This window comes from Haloarchaeobius sp. HME9146, from assembly GCF_025399835.1.
Taxonomy (GTDB): Archaea; Halobacteriota; Halobacteria; order Halobacteriales; family Natrialbaceae; genus Haloarchaeobius.
In genome coordinates this window covers 367,476-390,383 of record NZ_JAODVR010000001.1, presented here as the reverse complement: position 1 = coordinate 390,383, position 22,908 = coordinate 367,476, and the positions used below count along the sequence as shown (strand labels likewise).

Here is a 22,908-nt window from a genome sequence, read left to right as displayed (position 1 = left end):
GTCGCCAACCACCCGCTTGCGTCGAATCCAATCAATGTAAGCACGCTGTTTTAAGCCCCTTGCGACCGTCTACCACAGTATGAGCGAGAGCCAGCAGACGAAGCTCCGGTTCGGCACCGACATCTACACAGAGGACGGCACGAAGGTCGGCACCATCCGCGGGTTCGACGAGCACGGCTTCTACGTCACCGCGGACGAGGGTATCGAGGGGATGAGCATCGAGCACATCCGGGCGGGCCACGAGTTCGGTGAAGGCGAGCTGATGTGGCGCTGCTGGGAGTGTGGCGAGATGGGCCGGTTGAACAACGACATCCCGGACACCTGCCCGGACTGCGGCACCGGCCGGGAGGACATCTACTACTGGACGGAAGACTAGCTGTTTTTGCCGTCGCCCCGCGGAGGGGCCGGTATGCGTATCTGTATCTACGGGGCGGGGAGCCTCGGGAGCCTCGTCGGGGGCATCCTCGGCCACCACGGTCACGACGTGACGCTCGTCGGCCGCGATCCGCACATCTCGGCGGTCCGCGAGTCGGGGCTCCAGGTGGTCATGCCCGACGACGAGTTCACCGTCGACGTGGGAGCGACCACCGACGCAGCGGACCTGTCGGCCGACCTCGCCATCGTCACGGTGAAAGCGTTCGACACCGCCGATGCGGCCCGCGACCTCGCCGACTGCGACCTCGGTTCGGTCTGTTCGTTCCAGAACGGGATGGGCAACGAGGCGACGCTCGCCCGCCACCTCGACTGTCCCGTCTACGCCGGCACGGTCACCTACGGCGCGGTCCTGCGCGAGCCCGGCGTCGTCGAATGCACCGGGGTCGGCGAGGTCGTCTTCGGGCCATACGAGGGCGGTGAGGGCCCCCTCGACACCGACCTCGAGACCGCCTTCACCGACGGCGGCCTGGTCGCGGAACTCGCGGCCGACATGCCCCGCCGCCTCTGGGAGAAACTGGCGGTGAACGCGGGCATCAACACGGTGACCGCACTCGCCGACGTGGACAACGGTGACCTCCTCGGCGGCGAGGCACACGGCCTCGCGACGACCGCGGCGAAAGAGACCGCCCGGGTTGCCCGCGGCCACGACGTGTCCCTTTCCAACCGGGACGCGGTTGCGGCGGTCGAGACCGTCGCCGAGGCCACGGCTGCGAACACCTCCTCGATGCGCCAGGACATCCACGACGTGAAGCGGACCGAGGTCGACGCGATCACCGGGTACGTGGTCGAGCAGGCTGCACAGATTCCGGACGCACACGTCTCGGTCCCGGTCTGTGAGACGACGACCCGACTGCTCCGGGCGTGGGAGGAAGGACGCGGACTGCGCCCGGACTGAGTTCGACGACGCTTTTCAGGCGCGAATCGTCACCCACAGCGCCGCGATACCGCCGACGAGCAGCGCGAACAGGTAGCTCTCGACGCGGTAGAGGGTCGCGACGGCCAGCCCGCTGCTCTGTGAGAGCCCTCCCACCTGCGAGAGCAACACCGTGAGCGCGCCTTCGACCGCGCCCAGGCCGCCCGGCGTTGGCACCAGCCCGGCGATGGTCGAGGCAGGCACGATGAAGAACACGAGGATGGCGTTCATGTCCGCGCCGGTGGCCCGGACCGCGGTGTACATCGGGACGGTGAAGAAGAACCAGCCGAGGTAGGCGTAGCCGAGTGCACGGGCCAGTGCCCGCGGCTCGGCGGCGATGCGCTCGATGGCCGTGTAGAAGCGCTCGATGCGGTGCCGGATGCCGTCGGCGCTGATGCGACTGGTGAGCCGGGAGAGTGGGGTGATGATTCTGACCACGGCCTCCTCGACCCCGTTCCGGTGTCGCCAGCCCGCCCAGACGATGGCCGGGACGCCGACCGCCAGCGCACCGAGGCCGAGAACGAGGTTGTCGACGGTCTCGGACCCCTGGAACGACGACTGGAACACGAGGTACGCGACGCCGACGGCGGCGAAGTTGAAGAAGGGGAGCAGGTTCAGCAGGTCCGCGGTGACGACGCTCGCGAGGCTCTGCTCGTAGTCCGCGTCGGTGTCCCGCGAGAGGACGTACGCGATGAACGGCTCACCGCCGGCCTGCCCGAGGGGGGTGACGTAGTTGGCGAACGTCGCCGCGAAGTACGTCACGACGAGCTTGTGGTACGGCACCTTGATGCCGCCGACGCCCAGGACGATCTGCCAGGCACGACCCCACATCATCAGGCAGAGCAGGGTCGAGAGACAGCCGAGGGCGATCCACGCCGGGTCGGCCTCCCGGACCTCCGTGATGGTCTCCTCCCACCCGACGACGGTGCCGAGCAGGTAGACGAGGACGAGGGCGATGACGAAGCCCACCCCCATCTTCACGAGGGTCTGGCGGCCGAACATCTCGGCAAACGACCCGCCCTTCTGGTCCGTCACGTTATTCGATGTACCCGAGGTCCTGCAGTCTGTCTTTCGCGTCGTCGCTCATGTCGCCGAGGACGTCGTCGTCGTCGACCTCCTTCCACTCGCCGCCGACCAGTTCCTCGAACTCGGAGAGGGTCGCTTCGACCTCGTCCTTGACGGGGTCGTCGGCAGCGATGCGGTCGTCGGTCTCGCCGGGGTCCTCGTCGATGCGGTAGAACTCGTCGGTGATGCGTTCGTTCCGGATGTACTTCCCGTCGAGCCGACGGGCGGCGCGCATCCGCGAGTAGAACCGCGAGTCAGTATCGAGCGTGATACCCGCACCGCTGGCCTTCTGTTCGAGCTGTTTGAGCTCGACGACGGGACGGTAGTACTCCACGAACGCGTACTCGCCGAAGTCCACGTCCGCGGTGTCGGCCGCGTCGGTCCGTGGCGGCACGACGCCCTCGCGGTGTGAGTCCGAGAGCAGCGACCGGGCGGGGTCGAGGTCGACCGCCTGCTCGTCGCCGTGCTCGACGCCTGCGTGGTCGAGGACGGTGTGGTAGAGGTCGACGAGTTCGAGTTGCTGGTCGTAGCGACCGGGCTCGATGTCCGGGTGCTTGACCATGCACGGGACGTTCACGAGCGGGTCGTAGATACAGAACTCGTGGCCGTACAGGTCGTGCTCGCCGAACAGTTCGCCGTGGTCGGCACAGACCACGACGAGGGTGTCCTCCCAGTGGCCTTCGGCCTTCATCCAGTCGAACAGGCGCTGGAGTTCGGCGTCTATGTGGCGAATCTCGGCGTCGTAGAGGCCCTGGATGTCGTCCCATTCGTCGTCGTCGATGTCGCGGGCCCCGCAGTTGTACTCCTTGGAGTTCTGGCAGACCTCCTGTGGGTCCGCGCCGGGAGCGAACTCCTCGCGGTACTTCTCCGGTGGGTGGTACGGCAGGTGGGCGTCCATCAGGTTGACGAACTGGAACCAGTTGCCGTCGGCGGAATCGATGAACTCCTTGGACTGGTCGATGACCTGTGGGGTCTTCGAGTCGGCACCCTCACCCGACGCGAGGTACTCGTGGGCCATGTTGCCCACCGAGACGAGCCAGTCCGCGATCTTGCGGAGCTTGTCGTTGTCGTTCATCGTCTTCCAGGCCTTCGCCATCGGCCCGGAGAGGAAGTCGCCGGGCATGACCTCGAAGAAGTTATCCTGATTGTCGAAACCGTCGGTCAGGTGCGTGTAAGGCGTGATCCAGGCGTTCGAGGAGTAACAGGCGCTCTGGTGCGTGTCCGAGAGCGTCTGGGCGAGCGTCGTCGCCCCCTCGAGGTACGGGTTCTCCTGGCTGGCACCGTGCTGACTCGGGTACAGGCCGGTGAACAGCGAGGCGTGAACCGGCAGCGTCCACGGGGCGGGCGCGACGGCCTGCTCGTAGACGGCTGCCTCCTCGGCGAACGCCTCCAGTCCTGGCGTCGTCGGGCGGTCGTACCCGTAGACGGACAGGTGGTCCTTCCGCACCGTGTCCATCACGACGAAGAGGACGTTCTGTCCGGCCGTGTCGGTGCGTTCCATACTGGTGCTCGGGGGACCGGAGACTAAGTACTGTTGTTTTTGCCGAGCAGATGCAAACGGGGAAGAACGAGTTTAGAACGGGGCCTGCGGGCCTTCGTCGTCCTCTGCGTCGTCGTCGACGGTCTCGCCGGGGAACGACGGCGACATGCCGCCACCGCCGCCGCCGTGGCCGCCCTCGCCGCCCATGCCGGTCTCGGCGTGGACCGCGGTGATCTCGGGAATCTCCTTGACCATGCGGGACTTGATTGCCTGGATGGTCATCGGCGAGATGCCACACCCGGAGCAGGCTCCGCCGAGCAGGATGGTGACCTCACCGGATTCCCGGTCGAGGTCCTGGATGGCCGCGCTACCCCCGTGCATCTGGATCTGTGGGAAGTTGCGACGGAGGAAGTTGGTGACTCGTTCCTCGAGGTCGTCGCCCTTCTGAGCGTCGGTACTCATGGATAGGGCTTGGGAGTCACTGTCCCTAAACCTTGCGCACCCGGGTCGTCTCGGGTCCCCGGCGCTCGCCCCCGTCAGCCCCGGCCCCACGACCTTACACCGTGCAGGACGTTCACGAACACCGAAAACTTAAGCGATAGTGGGTTGACTACAGGATAACTATGGGACTGCTCAACGTACTGATGGAGATGGTAGAGGGATACATCGAGGGCGGCACCGAGGAGGCCCTCTCCGAGGGTGTCGAAGAGGTCGCGGAGGAAGCCACCGGGCGGGACTTCTGACGGTCTGGTCCAGACCGGAACCGCCGATTCGACCGCGCTTCTAACGGATGTTGAAGACCCGACGCAGTTCTGACTCTATCTCGTCACAGTACTCCTCGAGGACGGCATCGAACTTCTCCTCGTCGACCACGACGGCCGTGAGCCGGTCGTACGGGTCCTCGGGGAGTTCGATGGTGAACTCGCCGTCGCCCTCGTAGTGCGGTTCGGACTCGTTGAGCACCTGCTGGTCGATGCCGTGGATGAGCTGTGAGTCGTACTTCTCGTTGAACGTGTTGAACGCGTTCTTGTACGCCTGCTGGAGGCGCGGGAAGTACTCGACGTACTTCTCCTCCTCGAAGGTCTCGGGGTCGAGGTCTTGCATACTCGGGAGAATGGTCACCCCCGACAAAAGTGGGACGTTTCGGCGCGTCACGGTGAAACCCTCGTTTCAGCTAGCCCACACGTTATGCGGTTTGTTCGCCTCTAGTCCCCTATGTCCCCGCGAAATCGCAGAGCGTTCCTCTCGCTCGCCACGACCGCAGCCGCAACCTCCATCGCCGGCTGTTCGCAGGTCTTCCCGGGTACCGGCCCGCGAACCGACGACGATGACGACCTGCCGACGACCGCCCCGCCCGGCAGTCTCGTCGACGACTGGCAGTACGACCCGAGCCAGGCACAGGGCGACTCGGGCGGCAACGCGTCCGGCAGCTCAGGTGGCAGTGCGACCGCGATGGCCACCTCGACCCAGAGCGGCGGGTCGGTCGGGCTCGCAGCCGGCGGCGCGAAGGACGTGAACAACTTCCGGCAGAACGTCGAGGAGGGCTACCTGCCCATCCCGTCGGACCTCTCGTACGAAGGACTGTTCTACGACTACTACTTCGACACCGGCTCCTCGAAGCCCTGCGAGTCGCTGTTCTGTCCCTCCTACTCGCCGGCCGTCACCGCCGACCCGCTCTCGGGCGAGACCGAGCGCTACCTCTCGGTCGGCCTGAACTCCGGGCTGGACGCGAGCGACTTCGACCGCAAGCGCCTGAACCTCGTGGTCGTCCTCGACATCTCCGGGTCGATGGGGTCGCCGTTCAGCCAGTACTACTACGACCAGTACGGGAACAAGCAGGAGGTCGAGGACGCGGGTGACCGCCCGAAGATCGAGGTCGCGAAGGATGCCCTCGCTTCCCTCACCGAACAGCTCCGCCCCGGCGACCGCTTCGGGGTCGTCCTCTACAACGGCACCGCCGCCGTCGCAAAGCCGATGAATCCGGTCGAACAGACCGACATGGAGGCCATCCGCGGCCACATCAAAGAGGACATCAGGGCCACCGGCGGGACCAACCTCTCGGCCGGCCTCAGCGACGCGTCGAAACTCCTCGAGGAGTACCGCGATGCCGACCAGACGACCTACGAGAACCGGATGATCGTCCTCACCGACGCGATGCCGAACATCGGCGAAACCAGCGCGGACAGCCTCGAAGACCGTCTCGCGCGCGAGGCCGAGAACAACGTCCACAGCACCTTCGTGGGCATCGGGGTCGACTTCAACTCCGAGATAATCGACCAGATAACCAGCGTCCGCGGAGCGAACTACTACTCCGTCCACTCCGCGAAACAGTTCGAGGAACGGGTCACGGACGGCTTCGAGTACATGGTCACGCCGCTCGTGTTCGACCTCTCGCTCGAACTCGACGCCGACGGGTACGACATCGAGAAGGTGTACGGCTCCAGCGCCGCCGAGGAGGCGACCGGCGAACTCATGCAGGTGAACACGCTGTTCGCCTCGCCCACGTCCGAGGGTAAGACCAAGGGTGGGGTCGTGCTCGTGAAGGTGAAGAAGACCGGCGATGCGGGCCAGCTCCGCCTCCGGGCGAGCTGGGAGGACCGGACCGGCAAATCGGGGAACACCGAGACGACCATCCAGTTCCCCGACGGCGGGCCCGAACAGTTCGCGAACTCGGGAGTCAGGAAGGCCGTCCTCCTCACCCGGTACGCCGACCTGATGAAGAACTGGATGGTCGCCGAACGCGAGTCGGGTGGCGACCCACCCGCAGAGGGCATCGAGGTCCCCGAATACGAACTCGGGGAGTGGGAGCGCCAGTCCGACCCGCTCACCGTCTCCACCGAATACCGCCAGCGCTTCGCCACGTTTTCGGACTACTTCGAGACTGAGATGACCGCCCTCGGCGACGACGCACTGCAACAGGAACTCGACGTGTTACGGAAGCTGGCGGGTGAGTCGGCGGCCGCCCGGCTGTTCCAGGTGCTGTCACCGCGGTCGCGCTCGTAGCGTTTCGCGAGCGAACCGGGTTCGTCCCACTCACGGTTCGCCCCCTCCACTCCGGTAGTCGATTCCCCTTCCGGCTTCCAGAAGACGCGCCGAACGTGTTTGAAAATAACTAATGTCTGTCTCCGTATCGGCCCTTGTATGGTCGACTGGCCGAGTACACGAGGCAGGCGGGCCGCGAGTGCAGGCCTCGCGTTCGCCATCGCCGCGGTCGGCTGTCTCGGACTGCTTCTGTCGCTGCTGGCCGCTCTCGAATCTGCGCCGGAACGATCTGCACTGGTGGACGTTCTCTCACTGTACCTGGAGGTCATCAGGACCGTCGACCTCACGACGACGGTCGTGATCAGTGCGGTGTCGACCTTCGTCGTCGGCTCGTGGCTCTGGTACAGTTTCGACCCCGCCCCCGGCGCGAGATACAGCGGTGCCGGACTTGGTGGGGCGACCGTGTTGCTGGCACACCTGCTGTTCGGCCCGGGCTTCTCTCTCTGGTCCTCGGCCGCACACTACCTCACCGGCGGTTCCCTCCCCAGTGGGCTCCTCACGGTTACGGGAGTTCTCGACGCGCTCGTCGCGGTCTTTCTGGTCTCGGGGGTCGCGAGCTCGTACAGCCTCGTGGTCGGAGCCTGGCTGACGCTGCCTGCTGGGGTACTGACCGGGTGGCTCGTGGCGGCGTTCGACGACCGTGTCGGGCTGTTCCGAGTGGGTGGACACGACGACGCTGGCCGCGAAGACACAAGCTAGTGTGGTCGTCGAAGAGCAGCGCTTCGTCGCACTGCTTCTGCAGACCAGCCATGATTCTGTATAGTGGAATGGGGTTCATCGGTCGTTTGGGGGCGAATCGAGGGAACTACCGATTCGACGCGCACTGGCTTCTCTCCACCCCGAACCGGCTCCGCAGGAGCACCGTCATCGATTGAAGTCGGCGCTGACCTTCGTGACTGTCGGCGTGGCTGGCAGTCGGTCTCGACCTTGGGTGAACGTCTAGATTGGAGTCGCGGGCACGACGGGACGACCGGGTGTTGTGGGCACTACTCCGGGGGTCGTCGGCGACAGGACGTGTCCTCTCCAGATCGACCGATGCTTGCTGCACCGTTGTTGTGGACTCCCGGGTCTCGCTTCCGGCGGAAAGAACGCTGTTACTCCCCCCGGTCGATCACGCCGACCGGATGTCGATGTGGTGGACTGCGTCCGGGGAGATGAGCCGACCAGTCGGCAGTTCGAGCCAGCCGTCACCACGCATTCTGACGGACCCCTCGTGGAGGACGACCTCGCTCTCGCGGTCGGCATACACGACCACGTCGTCGTACTGGTGTTCGAACACATCGCGAAACACGTCTCGAAGGGCCTCCAGGAGGGGTGAGGATGTCCCGAGCGGGAATGCCATACGCCCAGTTGTGCGGGAAAGATGATATGTATGGTGCACTGGCACCCATCCACATCCTCTGTTCGACGTCCGTCACCACGCTCGTCCAGCAGCAGTGGTGGGCGAGTGCTGCCAGCCCCAGGAGGCTGTCCGGGCTGTGGATCCACGAGAACGGGATTGGACCGTGTCTGCAGAGAGGACCACTCTCGGTCGAGTTCGAGGGTACTGGTCTGGTTCGCCCTGAGCAATTACCGGTTCTGCCCGCGCGCGCGAGTGCCAGTGGGGCGCGGCTTGGGTCTGGCGACTGGCGGAACCACATCGATGGTCGAGGGGGCGGTGGCGGTCGAGTCCCCTGCGTCGACCGCGAGGACCACCGAACCGCCTCGGCCGGTGCCCGTTCTCGCCGCTTCGACCTGGAACACCGATACCGGCTGTTTTCGGGTTCGATGGACCGCCAGACGCAGGTATAGGCCTCTTCCGATGGTCGGTGAAGACCACACCAGCCGACTCGATAAACCACATACAACGATACCAAATCGGGGTTCGCGAGGAACACCCGACCTGCGAAGGCGGCCACGACTCGTCGAACCGGCTCCGCGACGAACCCGCGTCCGAAGCAGGTTCCGGGCCTCAGTCGGCCGACGACCGAAGTCGTGCCGGTTGTTCGTCTTCGTCCATCCCGCCTTCGACCCGGAGCCATGCGTGGGTGAGGCGCTCGAACTGCGCCGCGGTGAGTTGCCCCTGCTCGTACGCGGTCGCGGCGACCGCCAGGTCTGCATCAGTAGCGTGGCCCTGCGACACCACGCGTTCGAACAGGTCCGAGACGACGTGGACGCTGTCGTCGCCCGCAACGTGCGTCTCGCCGGCAGCCGTCTCGATTGCACCGACGAACCGGGCGGTGTCACCATCGCTCGCGGTCTGGGGAATGGTCGTCTCGTAGGTGCAGCGACGCTCCCCATCCCCTGCACCGTCCCACGCCACGAACACGACGCCATCGTGGGCCATCGCCTGGGTGGGTTCGGGCGAGACGTCCACCAGGGCCGTCTCGGTCCCGACGACGCGGTCACGGAGGACGAGGCGCTGGTCGTCGGTGGCCTCGACCGCGAGGTGAACGCGAAGCGTCTGTCCCGGCCGGACGTGGGTCTGGTCGAGGCTGCGAGTCGCCAGCGGTTCAGGGTGACTGGCAGTCCTCTCTGCGTCGACCGTCTCCAGACCGGTCGCCGTCGCCACCGCCGGCTCTTCGGATTCCGACTGCTCGGCATCGTTGGCTTCGCTTCCGAGCGTCTCGGGGTGGGCGAAGCGCGTCCAGAGCACGAGCAGGCTCGGGAGCACGACGACGCTCGCGACGAACGCGTAGACGATGGTCAGCGCCGTGATGAACCCGAACTGCTGGAGGAACGGGAGGATGGCGACCGTGAGGACGCCGAAACCGCCGGCGGTCGTCGCGGCACTGCTCGCCAGGGCACCGCCGGTCCCGGTGACGGCGGCGTCGAGCGCCTCCCGCGCCGACCCGAGTTCGGCGAGTTCGTGGTTGTAGCGCTCGCTGACGTGGACGCTGTAGTCGACGCCCATGCCGATGGTCAGGCTGGTTATCAGCCCGGTGACGACGTTGAACGGTATGTCGAGCAGGTGCATCGTCCCGAGAATCCACGCCAGGGTGAACGCGACCGGGAGGACGGTGACCGCGCCCAGCGAGGCGCTGCCCTCGGTGAGGCGGTACGCGAGCATCAGGATGATGGTGACGACCACGAGCGAGATGACCAGTCCCCGGAGGACGGTCGTCAGGAGCTGTTCCTGGGTGAGCTGGTCGACGATGACCTGCCCGGTCGCGACCGCCTCGGCACCGTCGCCATCGACGATGTCGGCCACGTCGCGCATCTGCTCCATCACCGTCTCGCCGTCGGCGTCGCCGTCGACGGAGACGACCAGCCGGAGCGCCTCGTACTCGCCAGAGTCGGTCCGGTAGACGGTGTCGCCGGCCTGGTCAGGGGCGACCCGGTAGAGCTGGTCGTAGACGAGACTGACGTTCTCGTCGGGCAGGCCGTCGTCGTCGGTGTCGGCGGCGTTGAGCGTCGCCGCGAACGACTCGTTCTCCGCGGCGACGCGCTCGAACGTGCTAACGGGGGAGTCGATGGCCGCCTCGCCGTTCGAGAGCCTGCTCGTGGTGTCCTTCTCGGCGGCGGCGTCGGCGGCGTCGGCCAACCGATCGAGCGTTTCGGGATTCGTGACGTCGTCGGTAACGAGTATCTGTGCCTTCGAGTCCTCGCGGACGAAGCGGTCGTTGAGGACGGACATGGCTTCCTGGGCCTGGTAGTCGCCCGGGGCCAGCGCGTCGGGCAGGTCCTGCATCCACTCGGCAGGGTCGTCCGCGAGGAAGTCCTCCTGACTGAAGCTCGTCTCGACCTGCGTGCCGCCGTAGGCACCGGCCGCAGTGAGGAGGAGCGCAACGGCGAGGATGACCACGGGGGCTCGCCGGGCCGCCAGCTCGCCGACGCGAAGGGCCTCGGTGAAGCGGCCGCCGCCGGTGCCGAAGGCGGGCAGCTGGCGGTTCCAGCCCCGGGATTCAAGCCAGGTGTCGAGTTCGAGCTTCACCGCGGGCACCAGTACGCCGAAGACGAGCAGGGCCGAGGCGATGCCGACCGCGGCGACCACGCCGACCGTTCGAAAGGTCCCGATGGGGCTGGTGAGGTTCGAGAGGAAGCCGACGACGGTCGTCGTCGTCACGAGCACGAGCGCGCCACCGACGGTCGCCAGACTGGTCCGCATCGCACCGAGTGGCCCGGCGTCGGGGTCGTCGCCCAACTCCTCGCGGTAGCGCATCACCACGTGGATGGCGTAGTCGATGGAGAGGCCAATGAGCAACACCAGTATCATGATGAACATCTGGTTGAACGCGATGCCGGTCCAGCCCATCACGCCGAACGTCCAGACGAGGACGGTGACGACGCCCCCCAGCCCGAGCACCACGTCGAGCAGGTCCCGGTAGGTGATGGTCAGCACGACCAGGACGAACAGGAACGCCAGCGGGCCGACGATGGCGATGCTGTCGTCCATCGAGGCCGACACCTCGTGGGCGACGATGCCGTCCCCGAAGACGAGATACGTCAGGTCGCCGCCCTGGGAGTCGGCGAGTTCCTGCATCGCCAGCTCGGAGTCGACGATCTCTGCGGGTGCGTCACCCGGCGCGAACGAGGCGACGTCTGTCTGCTGGCTCACGAGCAGGAGCGTCCCGTTGGCCTCCGTGCTCCCCGGCTCGTACTCCGCGGGCATGAACCGGAGCATCTGGGCGGTGCTCGGGGCATTCGTGGGGCTCCCGTCGCCGCCCGTATCGCCGCCGAGGACCTGCGACACCACGTCCTCGACCGAACTCTCGTTCATCGATTCGAGCTGGGTCTGCTGCTCGGCCAGCGTCGGGTCGATACCTGATTCGAGTGACGCCCGGTCCTCTCGCAGAGCGTCGTACTCGTCGGCGAGCACGCCCTGCGTTCCGAGCTGGTAGGCGGCCTGTCGCTGGCTCTCGTTCGAGGCGTTGCGGAGCTGCCGGGTCGCGTTCTCGAACGTCTCCTGGTCCGTGGCGGTCAGGTTCACCGAACTGTTCGCATCGACCGACGCGAACGCGGCGCTCGCGCTCGCGTTGGGATTCGCCTCGAGTTTGGCGAGTTCTTCCCGGAGCGCGCTGTTGGTCTCGTTCAGTTCCTGCTGGCGTTCCTGCAGGTCGGCCGCGCGCTCTTCGGCGATGGCGGTCGTGGCGACCACACCGGCGACGCTCCGGATACCGTCCTCGCCGACGGTCCCGTTCACCGTCTCGTTCGCCCGGAGGGCCTGCTGGTACGAGAGCGTCTCCACGAGGCTCTCCTTCGAGAGCACGTCGTCTCCTTCGACGATTATCTGGGCCACCGTCGTGTTCCCGTCGCCCGCCGAGAAGTTCGCGTCGAGGTAGTCGAGCGCATCGTTCTCGGCCGTTCCACCCTGGTACTGCTCCAGCGAGGTCGACTGCTCCATGGCGGGGACGCCCGCCCCGACGACCAGCGTCAGGATGAGCACGACCGCGATGGCGTGTCTGCTGTACTCGGTGATGTGGCCGGGGAGGCTGGGTCGGCTCATCTGTCGACCCTCCCTCCCGACCGGTTACTGAACGAACGTTCGGTAGGCATGCGTCGAACGAACGTTCGGTAAGTAATCAATCTTTCGGCTCTCCCCGCGGGAGGGACGCTCACGGCACGCTTTTACGGACCGACCGAATATTCGGTCGGTATGAGCGACGGGTCCTTCACCGCCGAACCGACCGACACCCGCGAGAAGATCATGCACGCGACGTTCCGGGCGCTCCGCGAGCACGGCTACGCCGGTCTCTCCATCCAGCGTATCGCCGACGAAGCCGGCCTGAGCAAGTCCTCTTGCTACCACTTCTACGACGGGAAGGACGACCTGTTGCTCTCGTTCATGGAGTTCATGTTCGGGCAGTTCGGGACGGGCTTCGACATCCGGTTCAGCGACGACCCGGTCGAGGACCTGCGCCTCCACGTCCAGTTGATGGTGGCTGGCCCGATGGACGAGGACATCGCCGGCGAGATACTCGAGACGATCCCGGGCGAGGTCCCACCCGACGCGCCGATTCGAGAGAACAACGCGCTAGAGCGTGGCCCACTCGTGGAAGTCCGGGCCCAGGGCGTCAACGAACCCGCCTTCCGGGAGCGCTTCACCGAGATGGACGGGGCGTTCCGCGGCACGTTCGCGGCCATCATCGAGCGCGGCATCGAGGAGGGCGTCTTCCGCGAGGTGGACGCCACCCGGGTCGCGGACATGCTGGTGACCATCGGGATGGGGACCATCTTCCGGGGCGCGACCGCGACGTTCGACCGGGACGCCGCCATCGCCGAGGCCGAGTCCTACATCGAACACCGGTTGCTCCCCGACGGCGCGACCCAGGAGTAGCAGAGCCGCGTCAGCACCGCCCGCTCCAGTTTTTATAGGTGTTCGGTCACCGTCGAGGGTGAGAGTTCGACAGCCACTGCGCCGTGGTGGCACGTATCGAGCCGTGAGTCGGTCAATTGATTGAAACCTGTGGCGACCGAACGAGCACACGAGACGATGTCGTTTCCCCTCCCCGAAGCCGGGCTCTCCCTGTTCCTCACGGGCCTGCTATACGTCGGCTACCGGAGCCGATTCGGCTCGCGCGCGCTGCTGTCCCTGGGCTGTGCCGCGGCCGTCGCCTACACCCTGTTCCTCCGGTCACTCGTCGGCAGCCCGCTGCTCCGGGCGTTCACCGAGACGCTGCAGGCGGGGTTCGTGCTCCTCGGGGTCGCGCTGGCTGTCGGGTCGGTACTGCGCGAGTGACCACTCGGGGAGTGGGTCACACAAAAGTGGGTCGACGGTCCGAAAGGCGGTTCAAACCAGCAGCTGGACGTCCGCGTCGCCCATCTCGCTGAGGGCACTCGCGGCACCCACACCGGTGGTGACCCCGTCGAAGAAGTCGTCCTCGTCGTAGTCCATCAGGTCGATGGTCATCTGGCAGGCCTGGAACTCCACACCCATGTCCAGACTCGTGTCGATGAGCTCCTGGATGGTCGCTGTGTCGTTGTCCGCGATCTTCTTCTCCATCATCTTCGTGGCCATGCGGTCCATGCCGGGGAGCGCCGCGATGGCGTTCGGCATCGGCATGTTGGGGTTGCCGACCGCACTCAGGCCGAGGTTCTGGGAGTGCTCCTTGTGCAGGATGTCCAGCCCCCAGAACGTGTGGAAGACGGTCACGTCCCAGCCGAAGGCGGCCGCCGTGCTCGCGAGGATGAGCGGCGGGTACGCCATGTCGAGGGTGCCCTTCGTGGCGATGATGACCATCTTTCGCTGGTCGTCGGCCACCTCGCTCTCGAGGTCGGCGAGCTGCTGTTCCAGCTCGTCGACGCGGGCCAGCAGGGCCGCCGCGTCGTCACCGTCGACGGCGGCGTCGGCCTCCTGTGATGCGGGAGTGTCGGTGCTCATGGGTTCACTCGGTCTTGCGCACGTAGTGCGTGTAGATGCCGTCGCCTTCCTCCTGGGCGACCAGTTCGACGCCGGGGGTGGTGTCGGCCCAGCCAGCGATGTCGCTCATGCTGCCGGAGTCGGTCGCGACCACTTCGAGCACGTCGTCGGCTTCGAGGTCGTCGATGGCCTGCTTGGTCTTGACGACGGGCATCGGGCAGTTCTCTCCTTTCACGTCGAGGGTCTCGGTAACGCTGATGTCTGTGCTCATTGTTGCGTGTACTCCACAATATTGGGCTATACAATAAATATCTATCGCTGTGTTCGGACTGGTTCTTGCGGCCCATATCTCCTATTCGTGCGCGAATCCCGACGAAGTAACCAGATAGTAACTGCAACAGTCTTGCACAAAACACGATATTCTATCCGAACGCTTAAGTGCGCCCGGCAGATAGCTTCTGCCACTGATGATCGAACTCTTCCCCAACGGCGTGGCGCACTACGCCCTCGGGGGCGTCCTCATCGGCCTCGGGACGGTACTCATCTACCTGGGTACCGGCATCATCGCCGGGGCGAGCACGTTCCTCGAGTCGACGTGGTCGTACGTCTCCGACCGTTCGCGCTTCCAGCAGTACCGCTTCACCAGTTCGCGCGACTGGCGCGTCGTCTTCACCGTCGGCATCGTGTTGGGTGCCGCGGGCTACACGGTCGCCACCGGTGCCGACTGGTTCACCACACAGGTCGCCCCGTGGCGGCTGCTCCTGGGCGGCTTCCTCGTCGGTATCGGCACCCGCGTCGGGAAGGGCTGTACGTCCGGCCACGGCGTCTGTGGTGTCGGGTCGCTCTCTGAGACCTCGCTGGTGAACGTCGCGACCTTCGTCATCGTCGCCATCGGGACGGCGAACGTCATCGCTGCCATGGGGTGGGGCATATGAGCCAGGACCGCGGCCTCGCGTTCTACGGCCTCGTCCTGCTGGGTGGCCTGATATTCGGGGTCGGCCTCGCGCTCAGTGAGATGGCCCACCCCGAGGTCGTCCTGCGGTTCCTCCAGCTGGAGGACTTCGGCCTGCTCCTCGTGATGGGCGGGGCCAGCGTCACCGCCGGCATCGCCTTCTGGACGATGAGTCGTTCCGGGAGGCGTGCGCCCCTCACCGGGGCAGAGTACGCCCGCCGACTGAAGGACTACGACAGCAACGTCCTCGTGGGCGGCACCATCTTCGGCGTCGGCTGGGGCCTCTCGGGCATCTGCCCGGGCGCGGCCTACGCCAGCCTCGGGGTCGGGAACCTCACCATCCTCTGGGGCATCGGCGGGATGTTCCTCGGCGCGTACGTCCAGGGCGTCTGGCGCTCTCGTGACGACGAGCCGAGCACGACGCCGAGTTCTGCGGACTGACGCTGACTCGCTGCTCCTGCGGCTCGTTCTCGACTCGATTCACCGGTTTCGACCGCTCTTTCCTCGACCCCCCGTCCCGTTCGACACAGCGTCGCGCCCGATGATTCCATTCTCTCGGCTTCCAGACCTGTTTTCGCGCATCAACCTTCTTCACCCTGCTGGCGCGCGGAGTCGGCACCAACGCTCCTCGCCTGAACTGTCTGTGAACTGACTACAATCGACGCTGTAGCTACCCATAACTTATGCATCACCATGTGTGAGGTATGGGGATATAGTCTTGCACGGTGTTCCCAAAACCGTTATTACACCCTGTCGGCTACGGTGTCGTGTACAGAAACTCATGAAGTGTACAATACTAACGTTCGAGGTGCACGATGTTCGGGATTGAATCCCTCAGCGGCAACGCACAGGCGGCGGTACTGATCGGGATCGTGCTCGCTGAGGCCGGGGTCCTCTACGTCGGCTACGGCCTTCTGGAGCGCGTCCTCGGACCAGCCATCAGAGACGCCCTGCGGGGTGCCTGAACCATGGAGGTACTCGGCATGAGCGTCCTCCTGCTCGCGACGTTCGCGGGCTTCGGGGTGCTCATCGGCATCCTGTTCGGGTTCTTCGGCATGGGCGGCTCGTTCCTCGTCACGCCCGCGTTGCTCGTGATGGGGTACAAGACCGACGTTGCGGTCGCGTCCGGCCTCGCGTTCGTCTTCGGGACCTCCGTCATCGCGACGCTGAAACACCGCGACCTGGGGCAGGTCGACTACAAGCTTGGCATCCTGATGATCGCCGGGACGACCGCCGGCATCGAGGTCGGGAAGCTCGGCCTGGAGTGGCTCCAGCACATGGGCTACGCGGACAGCGTGGTCAGCGTCGCCTACGTCTTCCTGCTCGGCGGCATCGGTGTGTTCGTCACCTACACTGCTCTGAAAGGCGGTGACGGTGGCATCAGCCACGACGTCGACGAGGACGCCGAACTGTCGGCCGACGACATCCCCGACATCGCGAAGAAGATACAGTCCTACCGCGTCCCGCCGATGATATCCCTCCGCGGGGGCGTCAGCGTCTCCCTGTGGATGATACTGCTCGTCGCGTTCCTCACGGGCCTCTTATCGGGATTCCTCGGCGTCGGTGGCGGATTCATCCGGATGCCCGCGCTGTTCTACCTCATCGGCGTGCCGGTCCCCGTCGCGGTCGGGACCGACCTGTTCGAGATCGTCTTCTCGGGCGGTATCGGGAGCTTCCTCTACGCCCAGTCCGGCGCGGTGGACCTGAGCATCGTCGTCCCGCTCCTCGCGGGTAGCGCGCTCGGGGCCCGCATGGGCGCGGCCTCGACCAGCCTGGTCGACGAGGCCGAGATCAAGGTGTACTTCGGCGTGATGCTCCTGCTCGGGGCCATCGCCGTCGCCATCCGCAAGCTCGGCAACGTCTTCGAGGTTCCCGTCGCGGACACGGTCAGCCTCGCCATCATCCTCGGCGCAGCCCTGCTCGTCAGCGGTGCGGTCGTCTACAGCAGCATCAAAGAGCTGCGCGCGGAGTCGGGAACCAGCCACGCCGCCGCGGACTGACGGACTTTCCTGGAGCGTCTATTTTCGGTTGTACCCACATCGCAGACAGAATTGTGTGTATTGGACAAATTGTCCAATAAAGCTCTTCTGGTCTCCATCCCTGGATTCCTGCCAAACGCCGATAGAAGGCATAGGGCGGCTGTATAGCTGGTTGTTGCTGTGCTGGACATCGCCTGATGAAGATATTTCTGAGTGTCTTGCGCAATATCCACAATACTTATTGCAGGCCATCCCCAAGCGTGGAGTGACGCATGGACCCTGACGCGTTACCCACGATAGACATCGACGTCGAAGAGTTGAACCCGACCGAACTGAAGTCCCGCATCGACGCGGGCGAGGACGTGACCATCCTCGACGCCCGCATGGAGAGCGACTTCTCCGAGTGGCACATCGAGGGCGAGAACGTCGAGATCGCCAACGTTCCGTACTTCGAGTTCCTCGACGACGAGGTTCCGGAGGAGGTGCTCGACCGCGTCCCCGAGGGCGAGCCGCTCGTCGTCCTGTGCGCGAAGGGCGGCGCGAGCGAGTACGTCGCCGCGAAGCTGGCCGAGAACGGCCGCGACGTGGCTCACCTCGCGGACGGGATGAACGGCTGGGCCCGCATCTACGAGCGCGTCGAAGTCACGCGCTACGACGGCCCGGGCAAGCTCTACCAGTACCAGCGCCCGTCCAGTGGCTGTCTCGCGTACATGCTCGTCTCCGTCGGCGAGGCCGCGGTCATCGACCCCCTCCGGGAGTTCACCGACCGCTACCTCGCGGACGCCGACGAGCTCGACGCGGACCTCCGCTACGCCATCGACACGCACATCCACGCCGACCACATCAGCGGCGTCCGGAACCTCGATGCCGAGGGCGTCACAGGCGTCATCCCGGCCGCCGCGGTCCCCCGCGGTGTCACCTACGCGGACGACGTGGAGACGGCCGAGGACGGCCAGGTCTTCGAGGTCGGCGCGGCCGAGATCGAGACCATCCACACGCCCGGCCACACGAGCGGGATGACCTCCTACCTCGTCGGCGGAAGCCTGCTCGCGACCGGTGACGGGCTGTTCACCGAGAGCGTCGCACGCCCCGACCTCGAAGAGGGCGACGAGGGCGCACCCGACGCCGCAAAGCAGCTCTATGACACGCTCCAGACGAAGGTCCTCACCCAGGACGACGACGTGCTCGTCGGCGGCGCGCACTTCAGCGACGCCGCGACGCCGGCCGAGGACGAGACCTACACCGCACCCATCGGCGAACTCGTCGAGACGATGGCCGCGCTGACGATGGACGAGGACGACTTCGTCGACCTCGTGCTCTCGGACATGCCCCCGCGTCCGGCGAACTACGTCGACATCATCGAGACCAACCTCGGCCAGCACGAGGCCACCGACGAGGAGGCCTTCGAGCTCGAACTCGGGCCGAACAACTGCGCGGCCAGCCAGGACGCGCTCACCAGCGACTGATTCCCCACTCACAGCCTGCCGCTACTCCTCACCACTCGCGCCCGCGTGCCTGACCACCTCGCGCGCGTCGCTTGCAGCCGGTCGATTGTGTGTATTTCTTCCACCACCAATCAATAGCGTTTGGTCGCTTCCCGCCATCGTAACGACTGCTTCTGCACAGAAGTCTTCACCTCTCACTGTCAGTGACTGCTGACAGCTGCACGAACAGTATTTCGAATATTGCACAATACTTTTGGCGATGTGGCCCGTCTCTCAGGACGAACGATGCCCGATTCGATGCGCGAGTACCTTGAACAGGACATGGCGTGCGAGGGCCTGCTGGAGTGCGGGCACGGACTCGGCGACCTCGACCTGGCGGTGTTCCGGACGCTCACAGAGAGCCCGGAGCCGCTCTCTATCGACGAGGTCGCGGTCGCGACCGACCGTGAACGCTCGACCGCCTACCGGTCCATCCAGCGGCTCGTCGACGCCGGATTCGTCCGGAAGGAACAGGTGAACTACGCCGACGGCGGCTACTACCACGTCTACCGGGCCGCGGATCCGAAGCAGGTCGCGGACGACATGCAGCGGATGCTCAACGACTGGTACGCCAAGATGGGGATGCTGGTCGGCGAGTTCCGCGAGAAGTACGAGGAGGCGGCCACCAGGGAGGCGTCGGACTGACAGCCGTGGTCCCCCATCGTCACCCTCCAGCGAGCTTCCGGTCCGCCCGTGCGCGGTGTTGCACGAATCGAACAAGGCTTTTACCTCCGTACCACATAGATTCAACACGAGATGGCCAATTCGATGCGGGAGTACCTGCAGCAGGACATGGAGTGCGAGGGCCTGCTGGAGTGTATCCACGGACTCAAGGAACTGGACAAGGAGGTGTTCTCGACCATCGTCGAGAGCCCCGAAGCGCTGACGGTCGACGAGATCGCCGAGCGCGTCGACCGCGAGCGCTCGACCGCCTACCGCGCGATCAAGCGCCTCCAGCAGTCGGGCTTCGTCCAGCAGGAACAGGTGAACTACGAGCAGGGCGGCTACTACCACGTCTACCAGCCGGTCGACCCCGACCAGGTCGCCGACGACATGCAGCGGATGCTCAACGACTGGTACGCCAAGATGGGCAACCTCATCGGCGAATTCCGCGAGAAGTACGACGAGTCTGCCCAGCTCCAGCAGGCCGCCGAGCAGTGACACGACGGGCGGGAACACGATGACGGCCGACGAAGAGCCGTTCGACCCAACCAGCGCGGAGGCCCGGGACGTCGGTGCCGGCCTGCTCGACGAGACCATGGGGCCGAGCTCGTCGCTGGCGCACCTCTACCGTGGCGAGATCCACCGGATGAAGTTCTGGCGAGAGCGGCTGGACCGCACCACGAACTGGGCGGTCACGACGCTCGCGGCCATCCTGACGTTCGCCTTCGCCAGTCCCGACCATCCCCACTACCTCATCCTCATCGCGGGCGTGATGCTCTCGACGTTCCTCGTCATGGAGGCCAGACGCTACCGCGGCTACGACATCTGGCGCTCGCGGGTCCGGGTCCTGCAGGAGAACGTGTTCGCGAAGGGCCTCGACCCCACGATTCCCGTCGCGGACCCGAACTGGCGACGCAAACTCGCACAGGACTACCGCACGCCAGTCATCAAGATATCGTTCGAGGAGGCCCTCGCCCACCGCCTCCGGCGGGTTTACCTCCCGCTGTTCACCGTACTGGGCGCGGCGTGGCTCGCGCGCATCTTCGTCGTCCCGACCGAACGCCCGTGGCCCGAGACGGCCGCCGTCGGCCGGCTCTCCGGCGAACTCGTCACCGTGATGGTCGGGCTCGCGTACGTCACCCTCGTCGTCATCGCGCTCCGCCCCCGCACCTGGAAGGCGAAGGGCGAACTCCGCGAGGAGAACGTCGCGGTCTGGGACGACTGACGCCCTGTTTCTGTATGCTATCGGTTTCTCGCCGTCGCGAGCCGTCGTAACAGCACCTCCCGTTTCCAGAACAGCGCGATGCCGACGCACCCCGCCGCGACCAGCAACCCCACTGATTGATACACCTGTTCCTGCGCCAGTCCAGCCCCAGAGAAGACCAGCACCAGGTATCCGGGCGTCCGCCCTGCCACGGAGACCAGTACCAGTTTCCGCACGTCGAGGTCGCTCATGCCGGCCGCGAAACAGATGACGTCGTCGGGGAACCCGGGTAAGAGAAAGACGACGAAGACGCCCGCGAGGCCGTACTCGCCGAGGAAGTCGTCGAACCGGTCGAGTGCGTCGGGTGTGACGACCCGCTCGACGTAGGGCCGGCCGTACCGGCGTGCCAGCAGCAGGGCGAGGTACGTGCCGACCGTCGCGCCGGTCATGCTGTAGGCGAAGCCCGGACCCGCCCCGAACAGGTAGCCAGCGGTGAACGCGAGCACCTGCCCGGGGACGGGCGCGACAACGACCTGCAGCGTCTGGAGGAGGACGAACACGAACGGCGCGAGCGGGCCGAACCCCTCGACGACCGTCCGGATGGCGTCGGGGTCGCGCAGGAACCACAGGTACCGGCCCGTCACCACGGTTCCGAGGACGAGCCCGACGGTGACGACCACGACCACGAGCAGGAGCTGTCGACGGTCCGCGTCGGCCGCGAGGAAGCGCTCCGGTCTCACGGGCGACTGTTCGGCCGCCGGGTGTTTAGCTCGTCCCCCGCCGCCGTTCCAGCCACGCCGCCAGTTCCTCGCCCTGCTCGCGGACCGCACCGGTCCCGAACAGCGTCACGACCAGCGCGCCCGCGAGGTTGAACACGAGGTCGAGCATGGTGTCGTCGAGGCCGTACAGGATGAGCACCGGGTCGAGATTCAGCGCGAGGGCGGCTTCGCGGGCGGCGAACTCCAGGACCTCCCAGAAGACGCCCATCGCCAGCGTGAACGCGAGGACGAACACCGTGACGAACGTCTCGGGGAAGTAGAGCCGGTCGCTGTGGGCGTCGATGGCCCAGACGGTCGCATAGGCGACGACGGCGACGATGCTGGCAGACAGGGTGTGCGTGAGGTGGTCCCACCACCAGACCTGGTCGTAGAACCGGAACATCCCGACGGCGTGCAACAGGACCGCGACGCCGAGGTAGACGGTGAACCGGGGGTCGAGTTCGATGCGGAAGTCGCGTTCGAGGACCGCCGGCAGGAACGTCACGCCGAGGGCGAACAGGGCGTTGAGCACCACGCTCACGTTGCGCAGCGTCATCCCGAGGACGAACACGCCGACGAGACACGCCTGTGTCGTCCGGGTGAACAGCGTGGCGTTTCGCATCCACACCCCGTGTCCTCGCATACTCGTCATTACGCGCCCCACCCGAAAAACACCCCCGCACCACCATGTCACAGAGTAACATCAGTCGGGACAACCTTGTATAGGTTCGAGACGTATCGGATTCCACGATGATGGCCATGACCCACGCGCTCGCGGGCCTCCTGCTCGCGACGTTCGTGGTCCAACTGGGCGGTGGCGACCCCGCCACGGTCGTCGCGGCGGCGGTCGCCGGCAGCGTGTTCCCGGACCTGGACATCTACGCGGGCCACCGAAAGACGCTTCACTTCCCCGTCTTCGGCTGGTTCCCGGCCGGCCTCGCGGTCGTGCTCGCACTGGCGATCCCGACCACGGCGACGCTGGCGCTCGCGACGTTCCTCGTCGCGGCCGCCTTGCACCCCGTGATGGACCTCTACGGTGGCGGCCTCGAACTTCGCCCCTGGGAGGGACGGTCCGAGAAAGCGGTCTACAGCCACTACCACGGCCGCTGGCTCGCACCGCGGCGACTCGTGCCCTACGACGGCTCGCCGCGTGACCTCGCACTGGCGGGCGCGCTGGGCGTCCCTGCCCTGACGCTCCCGGAACCGGTGCCGCCGCTGGTCGTCGTGACGATAGTGGTCGGCGGGGTGTACGTCGCCCTGCGAAAGCGGCTCGCGACGGTCTGGTCACAGGTCGCGCAGGCGCTCCCGCCGGAACTTCGGCACCACGTCCCCGAGCGGTTCTACGAGTGAGCCGTTGCCGGTCGACCCTTCTTCCTCGTTCCCACCCGGTTTATTTCCTCACCGTGTGTCAGGAAACCGTATGGATGCGGAACTCAGACGCTACCTGAACGCGATTTCGATACAACTGAGCCTGATAATCGGATTGTTAGCGACCGACCTGCTGGTGTCGTCGGTATCGATGACGATGACCTTCTTCGTCGTGCCTGTCGTCGCGGCTATACTCGTCGGTGGTGTCGTCTGGCACGTCTCTGGAGCAGTCGCCGTCGAGCAGTAGGGTCTCGGTAGTCCGATTTCTGCTGTTTACCGCCACCTC

26 protein-coding genes are annotated in these 22,908 nt (G+C 65.9%); 16 read left to right on the top strand and 10 right to left on the bottom strand.

Annotated elements, in window-relative coordinates; all coding sequences use genetic code 11:
* Window positions 1-79 precede the first annotated feature (79 nt).
* Window positions 80-376, top strand: a complete 297-nt coding sequence (locus N6C22_RS02025; protein ID WP_261649039.1) for a hypothetical protein — start codon at window positions 80-82, stop codon at window positions 374-376.
* Window positions 377-409: 33 nt separating this feature from the next.
* Window positions 410-1,330, top strand: a complete 921-nt coding sequence (locus N6C22_RS02020; RefSeq protein ID WP_261649038.1) for a ketopantoate reductase family protein — start codon at window positions 410-412, stop codon at window positions 1,328-1,330.
* 15 nt (window positions 1,331-1,345) lie between these two features.
* On the opposite strand, the gene N6C22_RS02015 is transcribed toward N6C22_RS02020, so the two are convergent.
* The 4 genes from N6C22_RS02015 to N6C22_RS02000 all read right to left on the bottom strand — a co-directional run bounded on the left by N6C22_RS02015 (window position 1,346) and on the right by N6C22_RS02000 (window position 4,997).
* On the bottom strand, window positions 1,346-2,383 hold the full coding sequence (locus N6C22_RS02015) for a lysylphosphatidylglycerol synthase transmembrane domain-containing protein (protein ID WP_261649036.1): 1,038 nt from the start codon (window positions 2,381-2,383) through the stop codon (window positions 1,346-1,348).
* Window position 2,384: 1 nt separating this feature from the next.
* Entirely contained in the window at window positions 2,385-3,914 is a 1,530-nt protein-coding gene (locus N6C22_RS02010; protein ID WP_261649035.1) for a sulfatase-like hydrolase/transferase, read from the bottom strand.
* Between the two features lie 72 nt (window positions 3,915-3,986).
* Window positions 3,987-4,355 carry a NifU family protein gene (locus N6C22_RS02005; protein ID WP_261649034.1) on the bottom strand — a complete coding sequence of 123 codons (369 nt, stop codon included), beginning with the start codon at window positions 4,353-4,355 and terminating at the stop codon, window positions 3,987-3,989.
* A 321-nt stretch (window positions 4,356-4,676) separates the two neighbouring features.
* Window positions 4,677-4,997 carry a DUF5783 family protein gene (locus N6C22_RS02000; RefSeq protein WP_261649033.1) on the bottom strand — a complete coding sequence of 107 codons (321 nt, stop codon included), beginning with the start codon at window positions 4,995-4,997 and terminating at the stop codon, window positions 4,677-4,679.
* 111 nt (window positions 4,998-5,108) lie between these two features.
* On the opposite strand from N6C22_RS02000, the gene N6C22_RS01995 reads away from it, so the two are divergent.
* Window positions 5,109-6,896, top strand: a complete 1,788-nt coding sequence (locus N6C22_RS01995) for a VWA domain-containing protein (protein WP_261649032.1) — start codon at window positions 5,109-5,111, stop codon at window positions 6,894-6,896.
* A 138-nt stretch (window positions 6,897-7,034) separates the two neighbouring features.
* A complete protein-coding gene (locus tag N6C22_RS01990) occupies window positions 7,035-7,634 on the top strand; it encodes a hypothetical protein (RefSeq protein WP_261649030.1) in 600 nt (199 codons plus the stop codon).
* A gap of 412 nt (window positions 7,635-8,046) precedes the next feature.
* Here the strand turns inward: N6C22_RS01990 and N6C22_RS01985 are convergent, their stop codons facing one another.
* Both N6C22_RS01985 and N6C22_RS01980 read right to left on the bottom strand, forming a co-directional pair.
* Window positions 8,047-8,277: a hypothetical protein gene (locus N6C22_RS01985; protein ID WP_261649029.1), complete on the bottom strand. Its 231-nt coding sequence runs from the start codon at window positions 8,275-8,277 to the stop codon at window positions 8,047-8,049.
* 609 nt (window positions 8,278-8,886) lie between these two features.
* Window positions 8,887-12,360, bottom strand: a complete 3,474-nt coding sequence (locus N6C22_RS01980; RefSeq protein ID WP_261649027.1) for an MMPL family transporter — start codon at window positions 12,358-12,360, stop codon at window positions 8,887-8,889.
* 150 nt (window positions 12,361-12,510) lie between these two features.
* Here N6C22_RS01980 and N6C22_RS01975 point away from each other — a divergent pair, with 150 nt between their 5' ends.
* On the top strand, window positions 12,511-13,191 hold the full coding sequence (locus N6C22_RS01975) for a TetR/AcrR family transcriptional regulator (RefSeq protein ID WP_261649025.1): 681 nt from the start codon (window positions 12,511-12,513) through the stop codon (window positions 13,189-13,191).
* A 156-nt stretch (window positions 13,192-13,347) separates the two neighbouring features.
* On the top strand, window positions 13,348-13,593 hold the full coding sequence (locus N6C22_RS01970) for a hypothetical protein (protein WP_261649023.1): 246 nt from the start codon (window positions 13,348-13,350) through the stop codon (window positions 13,591-13,593).
* Window positions 13,594-13,644: 51 nt separating this feature from the next.
* Here the strand turns inward: N6C22_RS01970 and N6C22_RS01965 are convergent, their stop codons facing one another.
* Window positions 13,645-14,235, bottom strand: a complete 591-nt coding sequence (locus N6C22_RS01965) for a DsrE/DsrF/DrsH-like family protein (RefSeq protein WP_261649021.1) — start codon at window positions 14,233-14,235, stop codon at window positions 13,645-13,647.
* Window positions 14,236-14,239: 4 nt separating this feature from the next.
* On the bottom strand, window positions 14,240-14,485 hold the full coding sequence (locus N6C22_RS01960; protein ID WP_261649019.1) for a sulfurtransferase TusA family protein: 246 nt from the start codon (window positions 14,483-14,485) through the stop codon (window positions 14,240-14,242).
* 196 nt (window positions 14,486-14,681) lie between these two features.
* On the opposite strand from N6C22_RS01960, the gene N6C22_RS01955 reads away from it, so the two are divergent.
* The 8 genes from N6C22_RS01955 (at window position 14,682) to N6C22_RS01920 (ending at window position 20,517) form a co-directional block, all read left to right on the top strand.
* Window positions 14,682-15,149, top strand: coding sequence for a YeeE/YedE family protein (locus N6C22_RS01955; protein ID WP_261649017.1), 468 nt, complete (start codon window positions 14,682-14,684; stop codon window positions 15,147-15,149).
* The gene (locus N6C22_RS01950; RefSeq protein WP_261649016.1) at window positions 15,146-15,607 is read left to right on the top strand and encodes a YeeE/YedE family protein; all 462 of its coding nucleotides are present in this window, start codon (window positions 15,146-15,148) and stop codon (window positions 15,605-15,607) included. The genes N6C22_RS01955 and N6C22_RS01950 overlap by 4 nt, the downstream gene beginning before the upstream one ends.
* 374 nt (window positions 15,608-15,981) lie before the next feature.
* Window positions 15,982-16,131 (top strand): hypothetical protein, encoded by a 150-nt coding sequence (locus N6C22_RS01945; RefSeq protein WP_261649014.1) that lies wholly within the window; start codon window positions 15,982-15,984, stop codon window positions 16,129-16,131.
* A 3-nt stretch (window positions 16,132-16,134) separates the two neighbouring features.
* The gene (locus tag N6C22_RS01940) at window positions 16,135-17,166 is read left to right on the top strand and encodes a sulfite exporter TauE/SafE family protein (protein WP_261649012.1); all 1,032 of its coding nucleotides are present in this window, start codon (window positions 16,135-16,137) and stop codon (window positions 17,164-17,166) included.
* Window positions 17,167-17,417: 251 nt separating this feature from the next.
* Window positions 17,418-18,611, top strand: a complete 1,194-nt coding sequence (locus N6C22_RS01935) for an MBL fold metallo-hydrolase (RefSeq protein WP_261649010.1) — start codon at window positions 17,418-17,420, stop codon at window positions 18,609-18,611.
* A 264-nt stretch (window positions 18,612-18,875) separates the two neighbouring features.
* Entirely contained in the window at window positions 18,876-19,274 is a 399-nt protein-coding gene (locus N6C22_RS01930; RefSeq protein WP_261649009.1) for a helix-turn-helix domain-containing protein, read from the top strand.
* A gap of 111 nt (window positions 19,275-19,385) precedes the next feature.
* Window positions 19,386-19,790 carry a helix-turn-helix domain-containing protein gene (locus N6C22_RS01925; protein WP_261649006.1) on the top strand — a complete coding sequence of 135 codons (405 nt, stop codon included), beginning with the start codon at window positions 19,386-19,388 and terminating at the stop codon, window positions 19,788-19,790.
* Window positions 19,791-19,809: 19 nt separating this feature from the next.
* Window positions 19,810-20,517, top strand: a complete 708-nt coding sequence (locus N6C22_RS01920; protein ID WP_261649005.1) for a DUF2270 domain-containing protein — start codon at window positions 19,810-19,812, stop codon at window positions 20,515-20,517.
* A gap of 17 nt (window positions 20,518-20,534) precedes the next feature.
* Here the strand turns inward: N6C22_RS01920 and N6C22_RS01915 are convergent, their stop codons facing one another.
* Both N6C22_RS01915 and N6C22_RS01910 read right to left on the bottom strand, forming a co-directional pair.
* On the bottom strand, window positions 20,535-21,236 hold the full coding sequence (locus tag N6C22_RS01915; protein WP_261649003.1) for a TVP38/TMEM64 family protein: 702 nt from the start codon (window positions 21,234-21,236) through the stop codon (window positions 20,535-20,537).
* 25 nt (window positions 21,237-21,261) lie between these two features.
* A complete protein-coding gene (locus N6C22_RS01910) occupies window positions 21,262-21,897 on the bottom strand; it encodes a hypothetical protein (protein ID WP_261649000.1) in 636 nt (211 codons plus the stop codon).
* Window positions 21,898-22,004: 107 nt separating this feature from the next.
* Here N6C22_RS01910 and N6C22_RS01905 point away from each other — a divergent pair, with 107 nt between their 5' ends.
* Both N6C22_RS01905 and N6C22_RS01900 read left to right on the top strand, forming a co-directional pair.
* Window positions 22,005-22,604: a metal-dependent hydrolase gene (locus tag N6C22_RS01905; RefSeq protein ID WP_261648998.1), complete on the top strand. Its 600-nt coding sequence runs from the start codon at window positions 22,005-22,007 to the stop codon at window positions 22,602-22,604.
* Window positions 22,605-22,674: 70 nt separating this feature from the next.
* The gene (locus N6C22_RS01900) at window positions 22,675-22,869 is read left to right on the top strand and encodes a hypothetical protein (protein ID WP_261648997.1); all 195 of its coding nucleotides are present in this window, start codon (window positions 22,675-22,677) and stop codon (window positions 22,867-22,869) included.
* The last annotated feature ends 39 nt before the right edge of the window (window positions 22,870-22,908 follow it).

What these genes read in the sequence shown, in the direction of transcription:
- N6C22_RS02025 (WP_261649039.1), top strand. Translation starts at nt 80, where the DNA reads ATGAGCGAGAGCCAGCAGACGAAGCTCCGGTTCGGCACCGACATCTAC.
- N6C22_RS02020 (WP_261649038.1), top strand. Translation starts at nt 410, where the DNA reads ATGCGTATCTGTATCTACGGGGCGGGGAGCCTCGGGAGCCTCGTCGGG.
- N6C22_RS02010 (WP_261649035.1), bottom strand. Translation starts at nt 3,914, where the DNA reads ATGGAACGCACCGACACGGCCGGACAGAACGTCCTCTTCGTCGTGATG.
- N6C22_RS02005 (WP_261649034.1), bottom strand. Translation starts at nt 4,355, where the DNA reads ATGAGTACCGACGCTCAGAAGGGCGACGACCTCGAGGAACGAGTCACC.
- N6C22_RS02000 (WP_261649033.1), bottom strand. Translation starts at nt 4,997, where the DNA reads ATGCAAGACCTCGACCCCGAGACCTTCGAGGAGGAGAAGTACGTCGAG.
- N6C22_RS01995 (WP_261649032.1), top strand. Translation starts at nt 5,109, where the DNA reads ATGTCCCCGCGAAATCGCAGAGCGTTCCTCTCGCTCGCCACGACCGCA.
- N6C22_RS01990 (WP_261649030.1), top strand. Translation starts at nt 7,035, where the DNA reads ATGGTCGACTGGCCGAGTACACGAGGCAGGCGGGCCGCGAGTGCAGGC.
- N6C22_RS01985 (WP_261649029.1), bottom strand. Translation starts at nt 8,277, where the DNA reads ATGGCATTCCCGCTCGGGACATCCTCACCCCTCCTGGAGGCCCTTCGA.
- N6C22_RS01980 (WP_261649027.1), bottom strand. Translation starts at nt 12,360, where the DNA reads ATGAGCCGACCCAGCCTCCCCGGCCACATCACCGAGTACAGCAGACAC.
- N6C22_RS01975 (WP_261649025.1), top strand. Translation starts at nt 12,511, where the DNA reads ATGAGCGACGGGTCCTTCACCGCCGAACCGACCGACACCCGCGAGAAG.
- N6C22_RS01970 (WP_261649023.1), top strand. Translation starts at nt 13,348, where the DNA reads ATGTCGTTTCCCCTCCCCGAAGCCGGGCTCTCCCTGTTCCTCACGGGC.
- N6C22_RS01965 (WP_261649021.1), bottom strand. Translation starts at nt 14,235, where the DNA reads ATGAGCACCGACACTCCCGCATCACAGGAGGCCGACGCCGCCGTCGAC.
- N6C22_RS01960 (WP_261649019.1), bottom strand. Translation starts at nt 14,485, where the DNA reads ATGAGCACAGACATCAGCGTTACCGAGACCCTCGACGTGAAAGGAGAG.
- N6C22_RS01955 (WP_261649017.1), top strand. Translation starts at nt 14,682, where the DNA reads ATGATCGAACTCTTCCCCAACGGCGTGGCGCACTACGCCCTCGGGGGC.
- N6C22_RS01950 (WP_261649016.1), top strand. Translation starts at nt 15,146, where the DNA reads ATGAGCCAGGACCGCGGCCTCGCGTTCTACGGCCTCGTCCTGCTGGGT.
- N6C22_RS01945 (WP_261649014.1), top strand. Translation starts at nt 15,982, where the DNA reads ATGTTCGGGATTGAATCCCTCAGCGGCAACGCACAGGCGGCGGTACTG.
- N6C22_RS01940 (WP_261649012.1), top strand. Translation starts at nt 16,135, where the DNA reads ATGGAGGTACTCGGCATGAGCGTCCTCCTGCTCGCGACGTTCGCGGGC.
- N6C22_RS01935 (WP_261649010.1), top strand. Translation starts at nt 17,418, where the DNA reads ATGGACCCTGACGCGTTACCCACGATAGACATCGACGTCGAAGAGTTG.
- N6C22_RS01930 (WP_261649009.1), top strand. Translation starts at nt 18,876, where the DNA reads ATGCCCGATTCGATGCGCGAGTACCTTGAACAGGACATGGCGTGCGAG.
- N6C22_RS01925 (WP_261649006.1), top strand. Translation starts at nt 19,386, where the DNA reads ATGGCCAATTCGATGCGGGAGTACCTGCAGCAGGACATGGAGTGCGAG.
- N6C22_RS01920 (WP_261649005.1), top strand. Translation starts at nt 19,810, where the DNA reads ATGACGGCCGACGAAGAGCCGTTCGACCCAACCAGCGCGGAGGCCCGG.
- N6C22_RS01910 (WP_261649000.1), bottom strand. Translation starts at nt 21,897, where the DNA reads ATGCGAGGACACGGGGTGTGGATGCGAAACGCCACGCTGTTCACCCGG.
- N6C22_RS01905 (WP_261648998.1), top strand. Translation starts at nt 22,005, where the DNA reads ATGATGGCCATGACCCACGCGCTCGCGGGCCTCCTGCTCGCGACGTTC.
- N6C22_RS01900 (WP_261648997.1), top strand. Translation starts at nt 22,675, where the DNA reads ATGGATGCGGAACTCAGACGCTACCTGAACGCGATTTCGATACAACTG.